Below are 20,910 nucleotides of genomic sequence, written 5' to 3' on the forward strand. Positions count from 1 at the left end.
CGCTCACGCGGAGGGGCACGACCCTGAAAGAGGGATTGACGACAGTGCTCGACGTCAACTTCTTCGACGAACTGCGAATCGGCCTGGCCACCGCTGACGACATCCGTCAGTGGTCACATGGCGAGGTAAAGAAGCCCGAGACCATCAACTACCGCACCCTCAAGCCGGAAAAGGACGGGCTCTTCTGCGAGAAGATCTTCGGTCCGACCCGGGACTGGGAGTGCTACTGCGGCAAGTACAAGCGCGTCCGCTTCAAGGGCATCATCTGTGAGCGCTGCGGCGTCGAGGTGACCCGCGCCAAGGTGCGCCGTGAGCGGATGGGCCACATCGAACTGGCCGCGCCCGTCACCCACATCTGGTACTTCAAGGGCGTCCCGTCCCGGCTGGGCTACCTGCTGGACCTGGCGCCGAAGGACCTCGAGAAGGTCATCTACTTCGCGGCATACATGATCACGTACGTCGACGAAGAGCGGCGCACCCGCGACCTGCCCTCCCTGGAGGCGCACGTCTCCGTGGAGCGTCAGCAGATCGAGCAGCGCCGTGACTCCGACCTCGAGGCCCGTGCCAAGAAGCAGGAGTCCGACCTGGCCGAGCTCGAGGCCGAGGGCGCCAAGGCGGATGTCCGCCGCAAGGTGCGCGAAGGCGCCGAGCGGGAGATGAAGCAGCTCCGTGACCGCGCCCAGCGCGAGATCGACCGCCTCGACGAGGTGTGGAGCCGCTTCAAGGGCCTCAAGGTCCAGGACCTCGAAGGGGACGAGCTGCTCTACCGCGAGCTGCGCGACCGCTTCGGCACCTACTTCGACGGCTCGATGGGCGCCAACGCGCTCCAGAAGCGCCTGGAGACCTTCGACCTCAACGAAGAGGCCGAGCGGCTCCGGGAGATCATCCGTACCGGCAAGGGCCAGAAGAAGACGAGGGCCCTCAAGCGCCTCAAGGTCGTCTCCGCGTTCCTGCAGACCAGCAACAGCCCCAAGGGCATGGTGCTGGACTGCGTGCCGGTCATCCCGCCGGACCTGCGTCCGATGGTGCAGCTGGACGGCGGCCGCTTCGCGACCTCCGACCTCAACGACCTGTACCGCCGGGTGATCAACCGGAACAACCGCCTCAAGCGGCTGCTCGACCTCGGCGCGCCCGAGATCATCGTCAACAACGAGAAGCGGATGCTTCAGGAGGCCGTCGACGCGCTGTTCGACAACGGCCGCCGTGGCCGCCCGGTCACCGGACCGGGCAACCGTCCGCTCAAGTCGCTGTCCGACATGCTCAAGGGCAAGCAGGGCCGGTTCCGGCAGAACCTGCTGGGCAAGCGCGTCGACTACTCGGCCCGTTCCGTGATCGTCGTCGGCCCGCAGCTCAAGCTGCACCAGTGCGGTCTGCCGAAGGCGATGGCGCTGGAGCTCTTCAAGCCGTTCGTGATGAAGCGCCTGGTGGATCTGAACCACGCGCAGAACATCAAGTCGGCGAAGCGCATGGTCGAGCGCGGCCGTACGGTCGTCTACGACGTGCTGGAAGAGGTGATCGCCGAGCACCCGGTGCTGCTGAACCGCGCGCCGACGCTGCACCGCCTCGGCATCCAGGCCTTCGAGCCGCAGCTGGTCGAGGGCAAGGCAATTCAGATTCACCCGCTCGTGTGCACCGCGTTCAACGCGGACTTCGACGGCGACCAGATGGCCGTGCACCTGCCGCTCTCCGCGGAGGCGCAGGCCGAGGCCCGCATCCTGATGCTGTCCTCGAACAACATCCTCAAGCCGGCGGACGGCCGTCCGGTCACCATGCCGACCCAGGACATGGTCCTGGGGCTGTTCTTCCTCACCACCGACGAGGAGCAGCGCAAGACCATCGGCGATGGCCGGTCGTTCAACTCCGTCGCCGAAGCGATCATGTCTTTCGACGCCGGCGAGCTGTCGCTCCAGGCGAAGGTGGACATCCGCTTCCCGGTCGGCACCGTCCCGCCCCGTGGCTGGACACCGCCGGTGCAGGAGGAGGGCGCTGCGGCCGACGGCGGCTCCGCCGCGGACGAGTACCAGCAGGGCGACCCCTTCCGGCTGCGTACGACGCTGGGCCGCGCGATCTTCAACGAGCTGCTGCCCGAGGACTACCCGTTCGTCGACAACTCGGTGGGCAAGAAGCAGCTCTCCGGGATCGTCAACGACCTGGCGGAGCGCTACCCGAAGGTCATCGTCGCGGCCGCGCTGGACAACCTCAAGGCCGCCGGTTTCCACTGGGCGACCCGCTCCGGTGTGACCGTCGCGATCTCCGACATCGTGGTGCCGGAGGCCAAGAAGGCGATCATCCAGTCGTACGAGGCTCAGGACGAGAAGGTCCAGAAGCAGTACGAGCGCGGTCTGATCACCAAGGACGAGCGCACGCAGGAGCTCATCGCGATCTGGACCAAGGCGACCAACGAGGTCTCCGAGGCGATGAACGAGAACTTCCCGAAGACGAACCCGATCTTCATGATGGTCGACTCGGGTGCCCGAGGGAACATGATGCAGATGCGTCAGATCGCGGGTATGCGTGGTCTGGTGTCCAACGCGAAGAACGAGACCATCCCGCGGCCGATCAAGGCGTCGTTCCGTGAGGGTCTCACCGTGCTGGAGTACTTCATCTCCACGCACGGCGCCCGTAAGGGTCTCGCGGACACCGCGCTGCGTACCGCCGACTCGGGTTACCTCACCCGTCGTCTGGTGGACGTCTCGCAGGACGTGATCATCCGCGAGGAGGACTGCGGCACCGACCGCGGCCTCAAGCTGGAGATCGCGGCCGAGGGCCCCGACGGCGTGCTCCGCAAGGCGGAGAACGTCGAGACCAGCGTGTACGCGCGAGCGCTCGCCGAGGACATCGTCGTGGACGGCAAGGTGCTGGCCCCGGCCAACACCGACCTGGGCGACGTCCTCATCGACGAGCTCGTCCGGCACGGCATCCAGATGGTCAAGACCCGCTCCATCCTCACCTGCGAGTCCACCGTCGGCACCTGCGCCATGTGCTACGGGCGCTCGCTGGCCACCGGCAAGCTGGTGGACATCGGCGAGGCCGTCGGTATCATCGCGGCCCAGTCGATCGGTGAGCCCGGCACCCAGCTGACGATGCGTACCTTCCACACCGGTGGTGTGGCGGGTGACGACATCACGCAGGGTCTGCCGCGTGTCGTCGAGCTCTTCGAGGCCCGTACGCCCAAGGGTGTCGCGCCGATTTCGGAGTCGGCCGGCCGGGTGCGGATCGAGGAGACCGAGAAGACCAAGAAGCTCGTCGTCACCCCCGACGACGGCTCCGAGGAGACCGCGTACGGCGTTTCCAAGCGCGCCAGGCTGAAGGTGGGCGAGGGCGACCACGTCTCCGTCGGCCAGCCGCTGACCGTCGGTGCCACCAACCCGCACGACGTGCTGCGCATTCTCGGCCAGCGTGCGGTGCAGGTGCACCTGGTCAACGAGGTGCAGAAGGTCTACAACTCGCAGGGCGTGTCGATCCACGACAAGCACATCGAGATCATCATCCGGCAGATGCTCCGCCGGGTGACGATCATCGAGTCCGGCGACGCGGAGCTGCTGCCGGGCGAGCTGGTGGAGCGGACGAAGTTCGAGGGCGAGAACCGTCGTGTGGTCACGGAAGGCGGCCACCCGGCCTCCGGCCGTCCGCAGCTGATGGGTATCACCAAGGCTTCGCTGGCCACCGAGTCGTGGCTGTCGGCGGCGTCCTTCCAGGAGACGACCCGGGTGCTGACCGACGCGGCGATCAACGCCAAGTCGGACTCCCTGATCGGCCTCAAGGAGAACGTCATCATCGGCAAGCTCATCCCGGCCGGTACGGGTCTGGCCCGTTACCGCAACATCCGGGTGGAGCCGACCGAGGAGGCCAAGGCCGCGATGTACTCGGCCGTCGGTTACGACGACATCGACTACTCGCCCTTCGGTACGGGCTCCGGCCAGGCGGTCCCGCTGGAGGACTACGACTACGGTCCGTACAACGCCTGACTCAGCGTGCTCGTGAGGCGGTGAAGTACCGTCCATCGGGTCTCAGTTGTGGAACAGAGGGCGGTCATCCCCATGGGGGGTGACCGCCCTTTCCGCGTCGCAGGTGCATGATGGAGGCGGGGGTGAGGCCATGCTCGCTGGTAACGCGGATCGTGAGCGCGCGCTCGACGTGCTCCGTGCCGCATTCGCGGAGGGTCGGCTGACCGAGGAGGAGCATGACGAACGCTCGGGGCGTGCGCTCAGCGCGCGGACGGTCGAGGAGCTGCAGCAGCTGACGTCGGATGTCCCGCACGGGCCTGACGGCGGGTCGGTGCCGGGGCCGGGCACCGTCCTCGGCACCGGGTTCGGGCCTGGTCCCGGGCCGGGGTCCGGGCCGGGGTTCACTGCCTCGCCCGGGGCCGGCGGGAGTGCTCCGCTGCCGGGGACGTTTCAGGGGCCCGTGCCGTACCCGGGGCCCGGGCAGCGGCATCCCGGCCCCGCGCCGTTGCCGGGGCCCTATGCGGGGCTCCACCACCCGGCACGGCCGATGTACCACGGCCCGGTGTACCCGCAGGCGCCGGTGTATCCGTATCCCCAGCCCTATCCCCAGATGTATCCGTACGCCCCGCAGCCACTGGTGCCCTACCGTCCGACGAACCCGGCGGCGACCGGGGCGCTGGTGTGCGGGCTCGTCACACCGCTGACGCTCGGCATCAGCGGGCTTCCCGCGGTGATACTCGGGCACAAGGCGCGGGCGGAGATCCGGCGTACGGGAGACCGGGGGGACGGCACGGCGGTTGCCGGGCTGGCGCTGGGCTGGCTGGCGATGGGCCTGCTGCTGCTGGCGCTGCTCGCGTCCTGAGGCGTCCGCACGGTGAACTCCCTCCGGGTGCCCGCCTGGAGGGCGCCCGAGGGGATACGGCCATCGGGGCATAGCGGGTGCGGCTGCGGGTAGGGTGCTGCGAAACCGCACGTACCCGGCGCGGGGTTCCTCCCGCCCGCCGCACTCGCACACGGTGTGGGCGCCGCGGCACTCGCAGTGCCGCGCGAATACCCGTTTTGACCGTGGCCGAGGTGCTGGGTACGCTCTGACCTTGTGCCTGGGGTATCCCCTGCGCTCCCACACGCGTAAAGCCGCCCGGGAAGCGCTGACGGTGATACCGAAATCTGCATGGCCTCCGCAGTCCTCGGATGAGCAGTCCTCACAGCAGAGGACCCGCCTCGCCGGGGGAGTCAGCCAGATTCGACACACCCGACCGCGTGGGTCGGTGTTGTGGCCCAGGTTAGCTTCACCCAGACGGCACACAGAAACCGGAGAAACGGTGCCTACGATCCAGCAGCTGGTCCGGAAGGGCCGGCAGGACAAGGTCGAGAAGAACAAGACGCCCGCTCTTGAGGGTTCCCCTCAGCGCCGCGGCGTCTGCACGCGTGTCTTCACGACCACCCCGAAGAAGCCGAACTCGGCCCTGCGTAAGGTCGCACGTGTGCGCCTGACCAGCGGCATCGAGGTCACGGCCTACATTCCGGGTGAGGGCCACAACCTGCAGGAGCACTCCATCGTGCTCGTGCGTGGTGGCCGTGTGAAGGACCTGCCGGGTGTTCGGTACAAGATCATCCGCGGCTCCCTCGACACGCAGGGCGTCAAGAACCGTAAGCAGGCCCGCAGCCGCTACGGCGCCAAGAAGGAGAAGTAAATGCCTCGTAAGGGCCCCGCCCCGAAGCGCCCGGTCATCATCGACCCGGTCTACAACTCTCCTCTGGTGACGTCCCTCATCAACAAGGTGCTGCTGAACGGCAAGCGCTCCACGGCTGAGCGCATCGTGTACGGCGCCATGGAGGGCCTGCGCGAGAAGACCGGTAACGACCCGGTCATCACGCTGAAGCGCGCCCTGGAGAACATCAAGCCGACCCTCGAGGTCAAGTCCCGCCGCGTCGGCGGTGCGACCTACCAGGTGCCGATCGAGGTCAAGCCGGGCCGTGCTTCGACCCTCGCACTGCGCTGGCTCGTGGGTTACTCCCGCGCCCGTCGCGAGAAGACCATGACCGAACGCCTCATGAACGAGCTGCTCGATGCCTCCAACGGCCTCGGCGCCTCCGTGAAGAAGCGTGAGGACACCCACAAGATGGCCGAGTCCAACAAGGCCTTCGCGCACTACCGCTGGTAGCCGCAGACCCCATCGAGAGAACCGAGAGAAGACTGAAGCCTTATGGCTACCACTTCACTTGACCTGGCCAAGGTCCGCAACATCGGGATCATGGCTCACATCGACGCGGGCAAGACGACGACCACCGAGCGGATCCTGTACTACACCGGTGTGAGCTACAAGATCGGTGAGGTCCACGACGGCGCTGCCACGATGGACTGGATGGAGCAGGAGCAGGAGCGCGGCATCACCATCACGTCCGCCGCGACGACCTGTCACTGGCCGCTCAACGATGTCGATCACACGATCAACATCATCGACACCCCCGGGCACGTCGACTTCACCGTTGAGGTGGAGCGTTCGCTGCGGGTCCTCGATGGTGCCGTGACCGTGTTCGACGGCGTGGCCGGCGTCGAGCCCCAGTCCGAGACCGTATGGCGGCAGGCGGACCGGTACGGCGTACCGCGTATCTGCTTCGTCAACAAGCTGGACCGCACCGGAGCCGAGTTCCACCGCTGCGTCGACATGATCGCGGACCGCCTTGGTGCGGTTCCGCTGGTCATGCAGCTGCCGATCGGTACCGAGGCCGACTTCAAGGGTGTCGTCGACCTCGTCCGCATGAAGGCGCTCGTGTGGTCGGCCGAGGCTGCGCTGGGCGAGATGTACGACACCGTCGACATCCCGGACACGCACATCGAGGCCGCCGACGAGTGGCGCGGCAAGCTGCTCGAAGCCGTCGCGGAGAACGACGAGGAGATGATGGAGCTGTACCTCGAGGGCCAGGAGCCCACCGAGGACCAGCTCATGGCGGCTGTCCGCCGCATCACTCTCGCCTCCACCGGCGTCGAGGGCACCGTCACCGTCACCCCGGTGTTCTGTGGCACCGCGTTCAAGAACAAGGGCGTGCAGCCCCTGCTCGACGCGGTCGTGCGCTACCTGCCGTCGCCGCTGGACGTCGAGGCCGTCGAGGGCCACTCCGTGAAGGACTCGGACGAGGTCCTGAAGCGCAGGCCCTCGGAGGACGAGCCGCTGGCCGCCCTTGCTTTCAAGATCGCGAGCGACCCGCACCTCGGGAAGCTCACCTTCATCCGGATCTACTCCGGCGTACTCAAGACCGGTACGCAGGTGCTGAACTCCGTGAAGGGCCGCAAGGAGCGCATCGGCAAGATCTACCGCATGCACGCGAACAAGCGTGAGGAGATCGAGTCGGTGAGCGCCGGTGACATCGTCGCCGTCATGGGTCTCAAGCAGACGACCACCGGTGAGACGCTCTGCGACTCGGCGAAGCCCGTGATCCTCGAATCCATGGAGTTCCCGGCCCCGGTGATCGAGGTCGCCATCGAGCCGAAGTCCAAGGGTGACCAGGAGAAGCTGGGCGTCGCGATCCAGCGGCTGGCCGAGGAGGACCCGTCCTTCCAGGTCAAGACCAACGAGGAGACCGGCCAGACGATCATCGCGGGTATGGGCGAGCTGCACCTTGACGTGCTGGTCGACCGTATGAAGCGCGAGTTCCGTGTCGAGGCGAATGTCGGTAAGCCCCAGGTGGCCTACCGGGAGACGCTCCGCAAGGCCGTCGAGCGAATCGACTACACGCACAAGAAGCAGACTGGCGGTTCCGGCCAGTTCGCGAAGGTGCAGATCGCGGTCGAGCCGCTCGAAGGCGACGGCTACGAGTTCGTCAACAAGGTCACGGGTGGCCGCATCCCGCGGGAGTACATCCCGTCCGTGGACGCGGGCTGCCAGGACGCCATGGAGTTCGGCGTGCTGGCGGGCTACCCGCTCACCGGCGTACGGGTCACGCTGCTGGACGGCGCGTACCACGACGTCGACTCCTCCGAGATGGCGTTCAAGATCGCCGGCTCGATGGCCTTCAAGGAGGCCGCACGGAAGGCCAGCCCGGCCCTCCTGGAGCCGATGATGGCCGTTGACGTCACCACGCCCGAGGACTACATGGGCGATGTGATCGGCGACATCAACTCCCGCCGTGGCCAGGTACAGGCCATGGAGGACCGGGGCGCCGCCAAGCTCGTCAAGGGCCTGGTGCCGCTCTCGGAGATGTTCGGTTACGTCGGTGACCTGCGCAGCAAGACCTCCGGTCGCGCAAGTTACTCCATGCAGTTCGACTCCTATGCCGAGGTTCCCAGGAGCGTCGCCGAGGAGATCATCGCGAAGGCCAAGGGCGAGTAACTCCGGAACCCCGGAGCTGTCCACCCCTTAAGCTGGAGCAAAGGCATTCGGGGCATCCGCCGCAGATCGCCCACCGATCTGCGGCGGGGCCCCGGCCGCCCGCCCACAAGTCGAAACGGTCAAGGGCGTCCCCTCGGGGTCCTGACCGGTTCGGAACGACCACCTGAACCCTTCCGCAGTCAGCGGCGGGCGTACAGCATCAGTCCACAGGAGGACCCCAGTGGCGAAGGCGAAGTTCGAGCGGACTAAGCCGCACGTCAATATCGGCACCATTGGTCACATTGACCACGGTAAGACGACGCTCACCGCGGCGATTACCAAGGTGCTGCACGACGCGTACCCGGACCTGAACGAGGCTTCGGCCTTCGAGAACATCGACAAGGCTCCTGAGGAGCGCCAGCGCGGTATCACCATCTCCATCGCGCACGTCGAGTACCAGACGGAGCACCGTCACTACGCCCACGTCGACTGCCCCGGTCACGCGGACTACATCAAGAACATGATCACTGGTGCCGCCCAGATGGACGGTGCCATCCTCGTGGTCGCCGCCACCGACGGCCCGATGCCGCAGACCAAGGAGCACGTGCTCCTGGCCCGCCAGGTCGGCGTTCCGTACATCGTCGTCGCGCTGAACAAGGCCGACATGGTGGACGACGAGGAGATCATGGAGCTCGTCGAGCTCGAGGTCCGTGAGCTTCTCTCGGAGTACGAGTTCCCGGGCGACGACCTGCCGGTCGTGAAGGTCTCCGCGCTCAAGGCGCTGGAGGGCGACCCGGAGTGGGCCGAGTCCATCGTCAAGCTGATGGCCGCCGTTGACGAGGCGATCCCGCAGCCCGAGCGTGACATCGAGAAGCCGTTCCTCATGCCGATCGAGGACGTCTTCACGATCACCGGTCGCGGTACGGTCGTCACCGGCCGTATCGAGCGTGGTGTCCTGAAGGTCAACGCGACCGTGGACATCATCGGTATCAAGCAGGACAAGACCACCACCACGGTCACCGGCATCGAGATGTTCCGGAAGCTGCTGGACGAGGGTCAGGCCGGTGAGAACGTCGGTCTGCTGCTTCGTGGCATCAAGCGCGAGGACGTCGAGCGCGGCCAGGTCATCATCAAGCCGGGCTCGGTCACTCCGCACACGGAGTTCGAGGCGCAGGCGTACATCCTGTCGAAGGACGAGGGTGGCCGTCACACCCCGTTCTTCAACAACTACCGCCCGCAGTTCTACTTCCGCACGACGGACGTGACCGGCGTAGTGACCCTCCCCGAGGGCACCGAGATGGTCATGCCGGGCGACAACACCGAGATGAGCGTTTCGCTCATCCAGCCTGTCGCCATGGAAGAGGGCCTGAAGTTCGCCATCCGCGAGGGTGGCCGCACGGTGGGCGCCGGTCAGGTCACCAAGATCAACAAGTGACCTCCGGCTCCTAGGGCTCCGGCCCGGCGGAAGGGCCCGTACGACCACGCGGAAACGCGGGGGCGTACGGGCCCTTCCGCGTGCTCGCCGTTTCGCCGATCTGCTTCGCCCGGCCCGCCTCGTGGCGCCCGGGTGCCCTCGGCCTTACGACCTGATCCACTGGCTGTCGTGCACCAGGTCGTCAGTCGTCGTGCGTCGGGTCGGTGCGCGCGGGCGGAGGTGTGGCCGGGGGAGTCTCCGGGTGGGTGCCCGTCTGCTCGTCCCGCAATTGCTGTCCCAGCTCGCTGTTCCCGATCTGGACCTCCGACAGGCCCGGGCCCTCGAAGTCGGGTGAGGTGAAACCCGGCGAGTGCGGCCTGGAGCCATCGGAGCTTGAACGGGACGCGGGGTCCGCGTCCTCCAAAATCTCGCTCACGGTGTTCGGAAGGTGTGACTCGTCATGCTCCTGCTGAGGATCCTGCTCCGTCACGGGTGCCTCCCCTTGGTGTGGTCGCGCTGTCAGAGTACCCAGGGGATGACCAGTTGATCCGGTCGGTGACGTCCGGTCGGTGCCGTCTGGTCGGTGCCGTCTGGTCGGTGGCGCCCGACCAGTGACGCCTGCCGCCGGAGCGCCGTCCCGGACTACGCGGTGGCGAAGCTCAGTTCGCCACCGGTGATGACCCTTCCGAAGCGGGGGAGGTTCAGCGTCACCGCCGCGTGGTGTTCGTCCGCCGTGAGCGCGGTCATCGCGTCCTCGACGAAGACGAGGTCGAAGCCCCGGTCGGAGGCGCCCCGCGCGGTCGACTCGACGCCCATGTTCGTCGCGATACCCCCGAAAACGAGAGTGGTGGCGTCGTACCCCTCCAGCAGCTCGGCCAGCCTGGTGCCATGAAAGCCGCCGACGCCGCGCTTGACCACGACCGAGTCGGCGAGCGCCGCGACACGCTCCACCAACTCGCTGCCCGACGGCTGCCGGTCGAGGTTCGGCCGCTCCGCGCGCAGGGCCACCACCGGCGCACCCGCCGTACGGAACTCCCCGGCGAGCCTGCAGGCGGCCTCGACCGCCTGCTGCCCGGTGCGGGGTGCGAGAGGCAGCTCGGTGATCCGCCTCATCAGATCGACCAGCACCAGGACGGTATGAGCGGGGTTGACTGCGGTCATGCCCGGCACCCTAGCGAAATCCCGCCGAGGCGACCCCGATCCACCAGACCGACCCGGATGCGTGCGACGCAATCAGGCCGCGTGGGCGGTGCCCTCTCGGCCTGCGTGGGTCCAGGCCTTGTCGCGGAGGAGGCGGAGGCCGTTGAGGCCGACGATGACGGTGGAGCCCTCGTGGCCGAGTACGCCGAGCGGCAGGGGCAGGTGCCCGACCAGGTCCCAGATGACGAGCCCGGAGATGAACACCCCGGCGATCACCAGGTTCTGGACGACCAGGCGGCGGGCCGCGCGGGAGAGGGCCAGAGTGGTGGGGACGGCGGCGAGTTCGTCGCGTACGACGATCATGTCCGCCGTCTCCAGGGCGAGATCGGACCCGGCCCGGCCCATCGCGACGCCGGTGTGTGCGGCGGCCAGTGCGGGGGCGTCGTTGACGCCGTCGCCGATGACCAGTACGCGGTGGCCTGCGCTTTCGCGTTCCCGTACGGCGGCGACCTTGTCCTGGGGCAGCAGGCCGGCGCGGACGTTCGTGATGCCTACCTCCTCGGCGAGCCGGGCGGCGGCGCGCGGGTTGTCGCCGGTCAGCAGTGCGGGTGCGGTGCCCGTCAGGGCCGCCAGGCGGGCGACGGCGGTGGCGGCGCCGGGGCGCAGGCGGTCGGCGATGCCCAGTACGCCTACGGTGACGCCGTCCCGCTGGACGAGGACCGCAGTCCGTCCGTCGTCCTCAAGCCGTGCCGTGAAGGTCGAGGCTGTGGTGTCGGCGTCGGCGTCGGCGTCGGTGCCGCTGAGGTCGCCGGCGGAGCCGGAGGGATCGAGCAGCCGTGCCGGGGTGCCGACCGCGAGTGTGCGGCCTTCGACCACGGCGGTCACCCCGGTGCCGGGTGTGGAGGTGAACTCCCGTGCCTCGGGCAGGTCCAGGCCCCGGGCACGGGCGGCGTCCACGACTGCCCGGGCGAGTGGATGCTCGCTCGGATACTCGGCGGCGGCGGCCAGGGCGAGCAGCTCGTCCTCGGTGAGGCCGGCGTCCGGGAGGGGGCGGATGTCGGTGACGCGCGGGGTGCCCTCGGTCAGAGTGCCGGTCTTGTCCAGCGCGGCGGCGTCGGCCTGGCCGAGCCTTTCCATCACGACCGCCGATTTCACCAGTACGCCGTGCCGCCCGGCGTTCGCGAGGGCGGAGAGCAGCGGCGGCATGGTCGCCAGCACGACGGCGCACGGCGAGGCGACGATCATGAAGGTCATCGCCCGCAGCAGCGCGGCGCTCAGCTCGGCACCGAAGGCGAGTGGTACGGCGAAGACAGCGAGGGTGGCCAGCACCATGCCGATGGAGTAGCGCTGTTCGACCTTCTCGATGAACAGCTGGGTGGGTGCCTTGCTCTCGGACGCCTCGGCGACCATTGCCACGATCCGGGCGATGACGGTCTCGGAGGCGTCCCGCCCGACCCGCACGCGCAGCGCGCCGGTGCCGTTCAGCGTCCCGGCGAACACCTCGTCGTCGGCCTGCTTCGCCACCGGCAGCGGCTCGCCGGTGATGGTTGCCTGGTCGACCTCGGACGCGCCGTCCAGCACCCGGCCGTCGGCGCCGATGCGCTCGCCCGGCCGGATCAGGACGGTGTCGCCGACGGCGAGAGCCTCGGTCGGCACGCTCTCCTCGCCGCCTTCGACTCGCAGCCGGGTGGCGGTGGCGGGGGCCAGGTCGAGCAGTCCGCGCACCGAGTCCTGGGTGCGGGCGGTGGCCAGGGCCTCCAGTGCGCCGGAGGTGGCGAAGATGACGATGAGCAGCGCGCCGTCCCGCACCTGTCCGATGGAGGCCGCTCCGAGGGCGGCGACGATCATGAGCAGGTCGACGTCGAGCGTCTTCTCCCGCAGCGCCCCCAACCCGGCCCAGGCCGGTTCCCAGCCGCCGGAGACGTAGGCGAGGGCGTATAGCGGGCCGACGACCCAGTCCGGTGCGCTCGTCAGGTCGAGCGGCAGTGCGAGCAGGAACAGCAGCAGGGAAGCGGCAGCCCAGCGGGCCTCGGGCAGTGCGAGCACGGGCGTACGGCGCCTCGGCAGGGTCACGGGGCGGGCGGGCGCCGGTTCCTCGGGGTGCTTGAGCAGGAGGGCAGGGGGCATGACGGAACAACCCTTCGCGGGGGTGGACGGCGGCAGCGGCCTCACCTTACAGGAATGAATGAACAGGTCTTCATCTATCGTCAGTAGGATGGACCCATGGGCCACGGAGTTGACGACACCAGCACCGCCACCACACGGGAACGCCTCGACGCGGTGGGGTCCGCCGACGTCGCCGCCACTCTCCAGGCCCTCGCCACCCCGTCCCGGCTGCGCATCCTCGCCCGCCTCCGGGAAGGCCCCTGCGCGGCGGGCGACCTCGCCGAGGCGGTGGACATGGAGCAGTCCGCCTGCTCCCACCAGCTGCGCCTGCTGCGCAACCTCGGCCTGGTCACCGGCGAACGGCACGGCCGCTCGATCGTCTACGCGCTGTACGACCACCATGTGGCCGAACTCCTCGACCAGGCCCTCTTCCACGTCGAACACCTGCGCCTGGGCCTCCACGACGCGCCGGCGGCCGAGGCCGTCAAGGCCGAACGCCCGAGCCGGTCCCTGCCCGCACGCCCGTAGCCCTCCGCACGCCGGGATCGATGCCGGATCGATGGGCGGACCAGCTCGGCAATGCGGCCGTCATCTGTCATCGTCGGCGTCAACGCGCCGTTGGCGCAGTGCAGTTGCGCAGTCATTCGTTCGGCTCGACTCCGGGGGATCGCATGTCACCGAAGTTCTTTCAGATGGCCGGGTACGTGCTCGTCCTGATGGGCATCGGGCAACTGATCGCCCTGGATACGCCGACCTGGCTCAGCGTGTGGAACATCATCATGGGTGTCGCCGCCATCGCCTTCGCCTCGGCGAACAAGGCGAAGGAGTAGTGACCCTGGCGCCCGTGGAGCCCAGGCCCTGGGCTTGTCACCGCATCACCTGCTGGAGCGGATGTGCGAAGTACCCCGGGCAGACATACACCTGGAGGCTGTAGCCCCGCCGGATGCCCGATGCTCACCATCGCGGAGGCGAACGGGCGCCGGAACAGCAAGGGTTGACCCCGTCGGCGCTCCACCACAGTTCGCTGTCCTCCACCGGCTGCCAGCTCTTGCTGCCGGGGCCCCGTTCGCAGCCGTCGGCCGTGAGTAGCGGCCGTACCTCCGCACCGCCCGTGCCGCGTGCGACATCCCGGCTACGCGGCCAGGGGCAGGGGCGCTGTCTGCGGGCGGCAGGTGGGGCAGGGGCCAGGGGTGGGGGAGCGGTGGGCGCGGTCGCAGTGGTCGCAGTTCTGGAGCGGGTGCGGGCGTGGGGCCGGTGGTGGAGCCGCTGGGAGGGGCGGCGGCATCAGGGCGGTGAGGCGGTGCGCGAGCAGTGCGGCCGGGTGCCGCAGGGGCCCTTGCGGGAGATTCGCGGTGAGGGTGCGGCGTACGGCGGCGGGGTCGATGCCGCGTTCCAGCCAGGTGGCGGTGGCCGGGGCGAGGCGGCGGACGTCGCGCTCCGGGAGCAGCAGGCGCGGCTCGTCGCGGCGCAGGGCGGCAAGGAGGTCGGCGGCGGTGCGGTGCCGGGGCAGGTCGGCCGTCCGGGGCTCGGGCAGAGGGGCCGGTGCCGGTGCCGCGTGCTCGCGGCGCTTCGGCTCCGGCTCCGGCTGTGGGCACGCGGGTACGGGCGGCGCGCCCGGCTGGTCGTACGAGACCGTGTGCGTGACGATCCGGCCGCTCGGGAGCCGCGCGCGCGTACGCGTCAGATAGTCGTGCGCCTCCAACTCGCGCAGCGCGGCGGCGATTCGGACCTCGCCCTCGGGAAAGCGGGCGGTCAGCGTCTTGATGTCGACCCGCGCGCCGTCCGGAAGCGACTGGATGTGTACGGCGAGCCCGATCGCGACGAGCGTCAACTCGCGGTGCTGGGCCAGGTGGTTGCCGACGACGGTGAAGCGGTCGGCGTGCCGGGTGCGGACATGTGTGACACCTGCGCGCGGGGTCGCGCTAGGCTGAGGTTCACCCATCAGGGAAGCTCCTACTTCCTCGGTGGTCAGGCCCTCGCTCCGGGATGCCAGTCCCGGCCGGGGGCCGTCTCATGTGTGGAGTTGTGTGCGGTCGCGCGGCGTTCGCGGTGCGGTTCGCGGCGAGCCTATGCCAGCGGATGGGCGCGGAGTCCAGCCCAGTTGCGCCGGTTCACCCGGACGGGCGAGTGGGGTGTCGTGCCTGCCGGTGGGCTTGGTGAGGTGCTTTCCCAGGGGCTTTTGAAGCTTTTGATGTCGCGCCGCACCACCCGTCCGCCGACCGGGACGCGATTCGCCGCGTTCCGGTGGGCAGGGCCGCGCGGCTCACCGCAGGAGGGTGATCTCGGCCCACACCGTCTTGCGCGGCGCCGGGCCGACCTCCACACCCCAGCGGTCGGCGAGCGCCTCGACCAGCAGCAGCCCACGCCCCGACTCCGCCTCGTCCGGCACCGGTTCGAGGGCGGTCTCCGGGAGAGTGTCGCCGCGCGTATCGGCGACTTCGATGCGCAGCACGGCCCTGCCCCTCACCTCGGTCACGGCGAGTGAGAGCCGGAAGTTCCGCCCCGGCACGCGCCCGTGCGACGCGGCGTTCGACGCCAGCTCCGCGACGACGTACGCGGCGTCCTCGGTCGGCAGTCCCCAGCAGCACAGGTGCGCCACCGTCAGCAGCCGTGCGAGGCGGGCACCGCGCCGGGTGGGGGACAGCAGCACGGTGAACGGGGGAGCGGGGGATGGGGTTCGGGGGAGGGTGATTTCGTGGGTCACGTCACTCAGAGTGGCGATGTGTATGCGCGGTGGGAAGGCGATCGGGTCGCACGCACGGCGAGTGTCCGGGTCACTTCCCGCACTTGTCCGTCCCGTACGCCGTGTCCCGGCGGCCACGGCCCCCGTTGGGCACCGCAGGTAAGCGGACCGATTGAGTCCGTCGACGGAACGGACACTTTCCGCGCGGTTTCGTGGTCAGAGCGTCGACTGATTCGAGGTGCGGACGGAAGACGTCCGCACCGCCTGCTCCGGCCCCGCAGGCATTTCTGCAACGGACCCGAATCCGCCGGAAGCTGTCACGGTTTCTTACCTGCTCAATGACCCTGAAGTGATAGCCCAAACGTCACCGGCAGAAATGCCACCCGTCGCCACATTCGCGACCAGAACCTGGACTCTCCGAATGCTGTCTCTTGCTTCAAATACTTGCAAAGCATCATCCGGTGAGTCCACAACTCGGTCTAGCATAAGGCCACCAGAAAGAAGCGCCTCGTAGGGAAGATGCGACCTGAACTCTCCGAACTTTCGACTCAGGGGCTCAGGGATGATATCGACATCGGTCATGGCTAGCCTGTGGACCTGCAGGGAAACTCCAAAACATTCCCATGTGCGCTGTGCTTTCTGAAACGAGATTTCAATCAGGCCGTAATCGCGGCGGCCATAGTTCTTTCTAAAATCATCGACATATTCGCCACCCAGGTTGGATTCCCAAACTTCAGGTGCGGACCTCAGGTCGACACCCAAAACTTTACTCTCCTGGATGAAATGCACATAGAATTGCAAATCACTCATTCCATTTTCTCCAATGCCTTGATAATGAAATGGATTTCTGCCGCCCTGTTGGAACTCATGCCATACTCGCCCTTGTTCATGCTTTCGCGTGCTGATTTCGCTTTCTCCATGAGATCTTTCCTGAACTCCGGATTCGAACGCACCTCCTGCAGAGCCCGCTGCGCATCACGCTCACTGGCTGTTCCAGCCTTGAGGCGAATGGGCTCAGCTCCGATACCACCCTTGCCGTCCGGAAATATGCGAACCTCCCGATTTCCCACATGTATGTGCGCTCCCTTGGTTCCCCAGTCCTGATAGGCCACGGATGTCAAGCAGCGCTGGACACTACCTCTGACAGAGCGGCCCCGTGCGGTGGTGAGACACCGGCACGGGGCCTTGACCTCCAACCCTGTAGACGAGGGATGAAGACCATGAACGAGGGTATCGGCCGTGCTGCGCGCGGCAGAAGCGAACTCCCCTTCCCCACGGCGCCAATTGAGTCGGCACCCTGGCAGACGCGTCGGGCCGGGGGTGCACTGTGAGGCGCACCGCTCTCCAGACCAGCGCCACGGACACCGCCCTCAAGGCCGGTCCGGTAAAGGGCCGCGTGCTGCGCGCGGCGATCTATGCCCGCGTCTCCAGCGATCCGAACAACCGGGGGAAGTCCGTAGCCGATCAGATCGCTGAATGTGAGGCGGTCTGCGAGCGTGAGGGCTGGAAGGTCGTCAAGGTCTTCCCGGACAACGACCGCTCCGCCTCGCGCTACGCCACGAAGGACCGGCCCAAGTACAAAGAGCTGATCGAGTTCCTGCGGGCAGGGAGCTGTGACGTCCTGGTCACCTGGGAATCGTCACGCTTCCAGCGGGATCTTGAGCTGTACGTGAAGCTGCGGGAGTACAGCCGGGAGTGCGGAGTCCTGTGGTCGTATTCCGGTCGGACGTACGACCTTGACCGGATGGACGATCGAATGTCCACGGGGCTTGACGCGCTTCTGGCCGAACGCGAGTCGGACCAGATCAGGGAGCGCGTGTTGAGGGGGCTACGCAGTAGCGCAATACAGGGCCTGCCGCACGCCCGGACGCCCTACGGCTACCGGCGCGAGTATGACCCGGTGACCAAAGCCCTGGTGGGGCAGTTCATCCGTGAGGACCAAGCCGCCGTGGTGCGCGAGGCAGCCCAGCGCATCGCTGCTGGGGATGCCCTCACCGGTATCGCCACGGACTTCAACGAGCGGGGCATACCTACGGCCAAGGGTGTCAAGTGGTTGGGGGCTATGGTCCGTGAGCTTGTGATGCGCCCCACGTACATCGGGAAGCGCTCGCATCACGGGGTTCTGACGGACGGGATTTGGGACGCCATCTTGAGCGAGGAGACGTACTACGCGTGCGTCCAGCGGCTGAATGCTCCAGAGCGGCGCACCGCCAAGGACAACGCTGTACGGCACCTGGTGACGGGTGTGGGCCGTTGCGGCGTATGCGGGGCAGGGCTGCGGACCTCTTCACGAAGGGGATACCACTACTACGCGTGCCGTGGCTTGTACGCGGGGGTTGGTCAGTGCGTGTCCATGACGCATGACCGCGTGGACGAGTACGTGAACACGGCCGTTGTTGAGCGTCTGGCACGGCCGGACGCAACGGAGCTTCTCGGAGATGACACCCGAGCCGAAGAGGCGAAAGCAGCGGCGGCGGAGGCAGCGGAGAAGCGCGTTCGGCTGGATGAGTTCTACGACTTGGCGGCGAGCGGTGAACTGACGGCCGCTGCGCTGGCGCGGATCGAGGGGCGGTTGCTGCCTGAGATCGAGGCGGCGGAGCGCGGGGCCGCAGCCCTGCGCACCCCTGCCGTTCTTCGCGATGTGATCCGCCCGGACATCGCGGAGGTATGGCCGCTGCTCCCGATCACCCGACGTCGCGAGATCGTCCGCACGCTGATGCAAGTCACCTTGATGAAGGAGGTACCGGGCAGCCGTAAGGACCCGTCCTTGCGCATCAGCATCGTGTGGAAGCACGAGCGGGCGGCAGCGGAGTAGCGACACCGACAACCATGTGAGCGTGACCGGACGGCCGGACACGGATACCCCCCGGGGTGCCCGTTCCGGCCGTTCGGCATGTCCGGCCCGTGCGGGGCCGGGAACCGAAGGAGAGGGGGCCGGTCCATGTCTGGGGAAGCGAGTGAGCGGGATGCGCGGGAGGAGGAGCGGCGGGCGCGTGTGCGCGCTGCGGTGGTGCGCCTGGTGGATGCGGCGCCGCCGCTCTCGGAGCGGCAGCGGGAGCGGCTGCGCGCGATTCTGGCGGGATGGCGCCGACCGCCGCCGCCGGACCCGCCACCGCCGGACGGGAGCGGGCACCGTGACCCGGGGCCGTAGGGCGGGCGGGGCCGTGGACGGGTGTGTGCGCGTTCCTGCCGCACCCGTGGGAGCACGGGGACCGCCAGCCGCGCCCGGTGCCTGTGCTGCTCCCCGTCGACCGCCAGCCGCGCCCCATCACTCGGGATGCGCACCTAAGCGGAACCAGCCACACAGTCACCTACCCACCAACCCCGACCCTCTGACCTGCACGAATGTGCACCGCGGGACGTCGCCGGCGGAAATGAACCGGAACCCCGGAACGAGAACCCAACCCCACGGAGATGGAGAACAGACATGGACTTGACCGAAGAGGTAGAAACGATGCTGGACGCCTACGCCCAGGCAGCCACCAAGCACAGCAGCGAGCACCCCACCGGCAGTCTGCCGATGCCCGGCCGTAAGAGCGTCTCCGCCGCCCTCAACACCGCCAGCTCCATAGCAACCGTCGTGCGCTCCGCACATCGGGAGCTGGACCGGCTGCGGATGGACGACACCATTTTCCCGGACGGGCGGCGCCGCATGATGACCGAACTCCTGGCGGACGCTGAGGACAAGACGAAGGAGAAGGCGGACCAGGCCGCGAGCCAAGCTCAAGTCGCACGCGCCTTGTTCGTCGTGGACGCGTTCCCGCAGCTCACCAGGACTCGGGAGCTGGTCGCCCGCCAGGACGCGCGCATGATCCTGGACGCGTCGCCGGACCCGGTTACCGCGCTGGCACGTCTCGCGCTGCGCCAGGACGACATCGGGGCGCTTGTGGTGACCGCGTGGGGAGCGGACTACCTGACCTCACGCGGCTGTGATGAGCGGCAGATCAGGGAAGCGCAGCGGGCGGTGATCGGGATGGCGCTGAACGGTGCCCGCGACCAGGGCGCCGACGAGGAGCGTTCAGCGGCAGCGCGGGGGGTGATGGCCGCAGACTCAGCTGAGGGTCTGGCAGGCGCGGCCGGGCAGGTGGCGCACACGCTGCTGAACTCCTTCGCGAGGCGGTACGGCATCACTCGGGAGGGTCCGCCCAAGCCGCGCGACCCGCGCCGACCGGCCGCACCCACCGTGCTCGGTGAGGAGGTCGAGGCGTACCAGTTCTGACACGCCGCGCCCCTGCCCCTGCCCGACGTCGTGCGTGCGGTCCCGCTGCTGGTCACACACGGTGGGGGTGGGGTGGGGGGTGACCCCCAACCGGTCGGGGGTCCCGAACGCCGGGGAGCGCTCTGCGGGATCGGTCGACCAATCAACCCCAACGACAGCGACGGAGAGTGACCAGTGCCCAAGCAGCGTGACCCCTCACGGCCGTTCAGCCGTGCGCACCGTGGGCAGGGGCGCACCGGCTCCCTGGTGATGCTGCCCGCCGCAGGCTGCACGCTCCCGGTTCCGCCCCTGCCGACCGGACGCCAGTGGACGGATGCGGACCGGGAGCGGTGGGCGGAGCTGTGGCAGAGCCCGCAGGCGACGCAGTGGGATGACACGGTGCGCGGCACCGTCGCCGTGCTCCTCGTGTATGAGGCGGCGATCCTGGCGGGTGAGGCGTCCGCGTGGCAGGCGCAGGAAGCGCGGCACGCGGGCGAAGCACTCGGCCTCACACCCCGGGCCATGATCGCTTTGGGGTGGCGCATCATCGACGGCGGTACGGAAGAGGGTCAGGGGTGAGCGCCCGCAGGCGGGCGCGCGCGGTGCGGGCGCGGGTGAGCGCTCCGCCCTCCTTCGACTGGCGTCACCCCCGCTACGGCATCACCGCGTGGCCACCCCGGCCCGGCAGGCCGGTGACCCTTGTCCGGATCATCGCTGCCCGCCGTGCCGCCCGCGCGGCACGCGCCGCGTGGGAACGCGAACACGCACCGCCCGACCCTCCCCCGTGACTCTCACCGTTGGTCACCGCGTATCCGGCGCAGGTACGCGTCTGGGGCAGCGAACACCGGGGAAGGTGCGGCGCGGTCCTCAACGAGAGCACCGGAGAGCGGGCAGGGCAGCAAGGCGCGGGTGTGCTCAGCGATGCGGCCCCCTGATATGGAGACGCGGCGGCGGCATCGCGGGCATGGCAGTGACGTCAGTCGCCCGAGTGGATCGCGGTGCCCGTGGGTGTGGTGCATGGCTCGCTTCCTGGCGACGGAAAGGGGGGCAGGGGGGGAAGGTGTGGCCCCGGCAGCGGGCGGACACTGCCAGGGCCACGGGTCCGCTCCCGG

At 68.4% G+C, this 20,910-nt stretch carries 20 protein-coding genes; 13 read left to right on the plus strand and 7 right to left on the minus strand.

What is annotated here, in order from left to right:
- Window positions 1-44: 44 nt before the first annotated feature.
- The 6 genes from LHJ74_RS20350 to tuf all read left to right on the plus strand — a co-directional run bounded on the left by LHJ74_RS20350 (window position 45) and on the right by tuf (window position 9,692).
- A complete protein-coding gene (locus LHJ74_RS20350; RefSeq protein ID WP_260219673.1) occupies window positions 45-3,968 on the plus strand; it encodes a DNA-directed RNA polymerase subunit beta' in 3,924 nt (1,307 codons plus the stop codon).
- A gap of 130 nt (window positions 3,969-4,098) precedes the next feature.
- Window positions 4,099-4,809, plus strand: a complete 711-nt coding sequence (locus tag LHJ74_RS20355; protein ID WP_260219538.1) for a DUF1707 and DUF4190 domain-containing protein — start codon at window positions 4,099-4,101, stop codon at window positions 4,807-4,809.
- Window positions 4,810-5,269: 460 nt separating this feature from the next.
- Window positions 5,270-5,641, plus strand: a complete 372-nt coding sequence (gene rpsL / locus LHJ74_RS20360) for a 30S ribosomal protein S12 (RefSeq protein ID WP_003948652.1) — start codon at window positions 5,270-5,272, stop codon at window positions 5,639-5,641.
- Window positions 5,642-6,112, plus strand: coding sequence for a 30S ribosomal protein S7 (gene rpsG, locus LHJ74_RS20365; RefSeq protein WP_027749253.1), 471 nt, complete (start codon window positions 5,642-5,644; stop codon window positions 6,110-6,112). It abuts the gene before it with no gap.
- A 42-nt stretch (window positions 6,113-6,154) separates the two neighbouring features.
- Window positions 6,155-8,278: an elongation factor G gene (gene fusA / locus LHJ74_RS20370; RefSeq protein WP_260219539.1), complete on the plus strand. Its 2,124-nt coding sequence runs from the start codon at window positions 6,155-6,157 to the stop codon at window positions 8,276-8,278.
- Between the two features lie 220 nt (window positions 8,279-8,498).
- Window positions 8,499-9,692, plus strand: a complete 1,194-nt coding sequence (gene tuf / locus LHJ74_RS20375; protein WP_260219540.1) for an elongation factor Tu — start codon at window positions 8,499-8,501, stop codon at window positions 9,690-9,692.
- A 181-nt stretch (window positions 9,693-9,873) separates the two neighbouring features.
- Here the strand turns inward: tuf and LHJ74_RS20380 are convergent, their stop codons facing one another.
- The 3 genes from LHJ74_RS20380 to LHJ74_RS20390 all read right to left on the minus strand — a co-directional run bounded on the left by LHJ74_RS20380 (window position 9,874) and on the right by LHJ74_RS20390 (window position 12,938).
- Window positions 9,874-10,161: a hypothetical protein gene (locus LHJ74_RS20380; RefSeq protein ID WP_260219541.1), complete on the minus strand. Its 288-nt coding sequence runs from the start codon at window positions 10,159-10,161 to the stop codon at window positions 9,874-9,876.
- A 152-nt stretch (window positions 10,162-10,313) separates the two neighbouring features.
- Window positions 10,314-10,832 carry an isochorismatase family protein gene (locus LHJ74_RS20385; RefSeq protein WP_260219542.1) on the minus strand — a complete coding sequence of 173 codons (519 nt, stop codon included), beginning with the start codon at window positions 10,830-10,832 and terminating at the stop codon, window positions 10,314-10,316.
- A 72-nt stretch (window positions 10,833-10,904) separates the two neighbouring features.
- Window positions 10,905-12,938, minus strand: coding sequence for a heavy metal translocating P-type ATPase (locus tag LHJ74_RS20390; RefSeq protein ID WP_260219543.1), 2,034 nt, complete (start codon window positions 12,936-12,938; stop codon window positions 10,905-10,907).
- A 96-nt stretch (window positions 12,939-13,034) separates the two neighbouring features.
- Between LHJ74_RS20390 and LHJ74_RS20395 the strand changes: the two genes are divergently transcribed.
- Both LHJ74_RS20395 and LHJ74_RS20400 read left to right on the plus strand, forming a co-directional pair.
- The gene (locus LHJ74_RS20395) at window positions 13,035-13,445 is read left to right on the plus strand and encodes an ArsR/SmtB family transcription factor (RefSeq protein ID WP_260219544.1); all 411 of its coding nucleotides are present in this window, start codon (window positions 13,035-13,037) and stop codon (window positions 13,443-13,445) included.
- Between the two features lie 143 nt (window positions 13,446-13,588).
- Entirely contained in the window at window positions 13,589-13,747 is a 159-nt protein-coding gene (locus LHJ74_RS20400; RefSeq protein ID WP_260219545.1) for a hypothetical protein, read from the plus strand.
- Between the two features lie 302 nt (window positions 13,748-14,049).
- Here LHJ74_RS20400 and LHJ74_RS20405 read toward each other — a convergent pair whose 3' ends face one another.
- The 4 genes from LHJ74_RS20405 to LHJ74_RS20420 form a co-directional block, all read right to left on the minus strand.
- Window positions 14,050-14,859 (minus strand): helix-turn-helix domain-containing protein, encoded by an 810-nt coding sequence (locus LHJ74_RS20405; protein WP_260219546.1) that lies wholly within the window; start codon window positions 14,857-14,859, stop codon window positions 14,050-14,052.
- A 321-nt stretch (window positions 14,860-15,180) separates the two neighbouring features.
- A complete protein-coding gene (locus tag LHJ74_RS20410) occupies window positions 15,181-15,621 on the minus strand; it encodes an ATP-binding protein (RefSeq protein WP_260219547.1) in 441 nt (146 codons plus the stop codon).
- A gap of 306 nt (window positions 15,622-15,927) precedes the next feature.
- Window positions 15,928-16,410 (minus strand): hypothetical protein, encoded by a 483-nt coding sequence (locus tag LHJ74_RS20415; RefSeq protein ID WP_260219548.1) that lies wholly within the window; start codon window positions 16,408-16,410, stop codon window positions 15,928-15,930.
- Window positions 16,407-16,712, minus strand: a complete 306-nt coding sequence (locus LHJ74_RS20420) for a hypothetical protein (RefSeq protein ID WP_260219549.1) — start codon at window positions 16,710-16,712, stop codon at window positions 16,407-16,409. Before LHJ74_RS20420 ends, LHJ74_RS20415 begins: the two co-directional genes overlap by 4 nt.
- Window positions 16,713-16,996: 284 nt before the next feature.
- On the opposite strand from LHJ74_RS20420, the gene LHJ74_RS20425 reads away from it, so the two are divergent.
- From LHJ74_RS20425 to LHJ74_RS20445, 5 genes are all read left to right on the plus strand, one after another.
- The gene (locus LHJ74_RS20425) at window positions 16,997-18,415 is read left to right on the plus strand and encodes a recombinase family protein (protein ID WP_260219550.1); all 1,419 of its coding nucleotides are present in this window, start codon (window positions 16,997-16,999) and stop codon (window positions 18,413-18,415) included.
- 126 nt (window positions 18,416-18,541) lie between these two features.
- The gene (locus tag LHJ74_RS20430) at window positions 18,542-18,751 is read left to right on the plus strand and encodes a hypothetical protein (RefSeq protein ID WP_260219551.1); all 210 of its coding nucleotides are present in this window, start codon (window positions 18,542-18,544) and stop codon (window positions 18,749-18,751) included.
- A 276-nt stretch (window positions 18,752-19,027) separates the two neighbouring features.
- Window positions 19,028-19,819 carry a hypothetical protein gene (locus LHJ74_RS20435; RefSeq protein WP_260219552.1) on the plus strand — a complete coding sequence of 264 codons (792 nt, stop codon included), beginning with the start codon at window positions 19,028-19,030 and terminating at the stop codon, window positions 19,817-19,819.
- A 174-nt stretch (window positions 19,820-19,993) separates the two neighbouring features.
- The gene (locus tag LHJ74_RS20440) at window positions 19,994-20,377 is read left to right on the plus strand and encodes a phage terminase small subunit (RefSeq protein ID WP_260219553.1); all 384 of its coding nucleotides are present in this window, start codon (window positions 19,994-19,996) and stop codon (window positions 20,375-20,377) included.
- On the plus strand, window positions 20,374-20,586 hold the full coding sequence (locus LHJ74_RS20445) for a hypothetical protein (protein ID WP_260219554.1): 213 nt from the start codon (window positions 20,374-20,376) through the stop codon (window positions 20,584-20,586). The genes LHJ74_RS20440 and LHJ74_RS20445 overlap by 4 nt, the downstream gene beginning before the upstream one ends.
- Window positions 20,587-20,910: the final 324 nt, after the last annotated feature.

This window comes from Streptomyces gossypii (assembly GCF_025165795.1).
Taxonomy (GTDB): Bacteria; Actinomycetota; Actinomycetes; order Streptomycetales; family Streptomycetaceae; genus Streptomyces; species Streptomyces gossypii.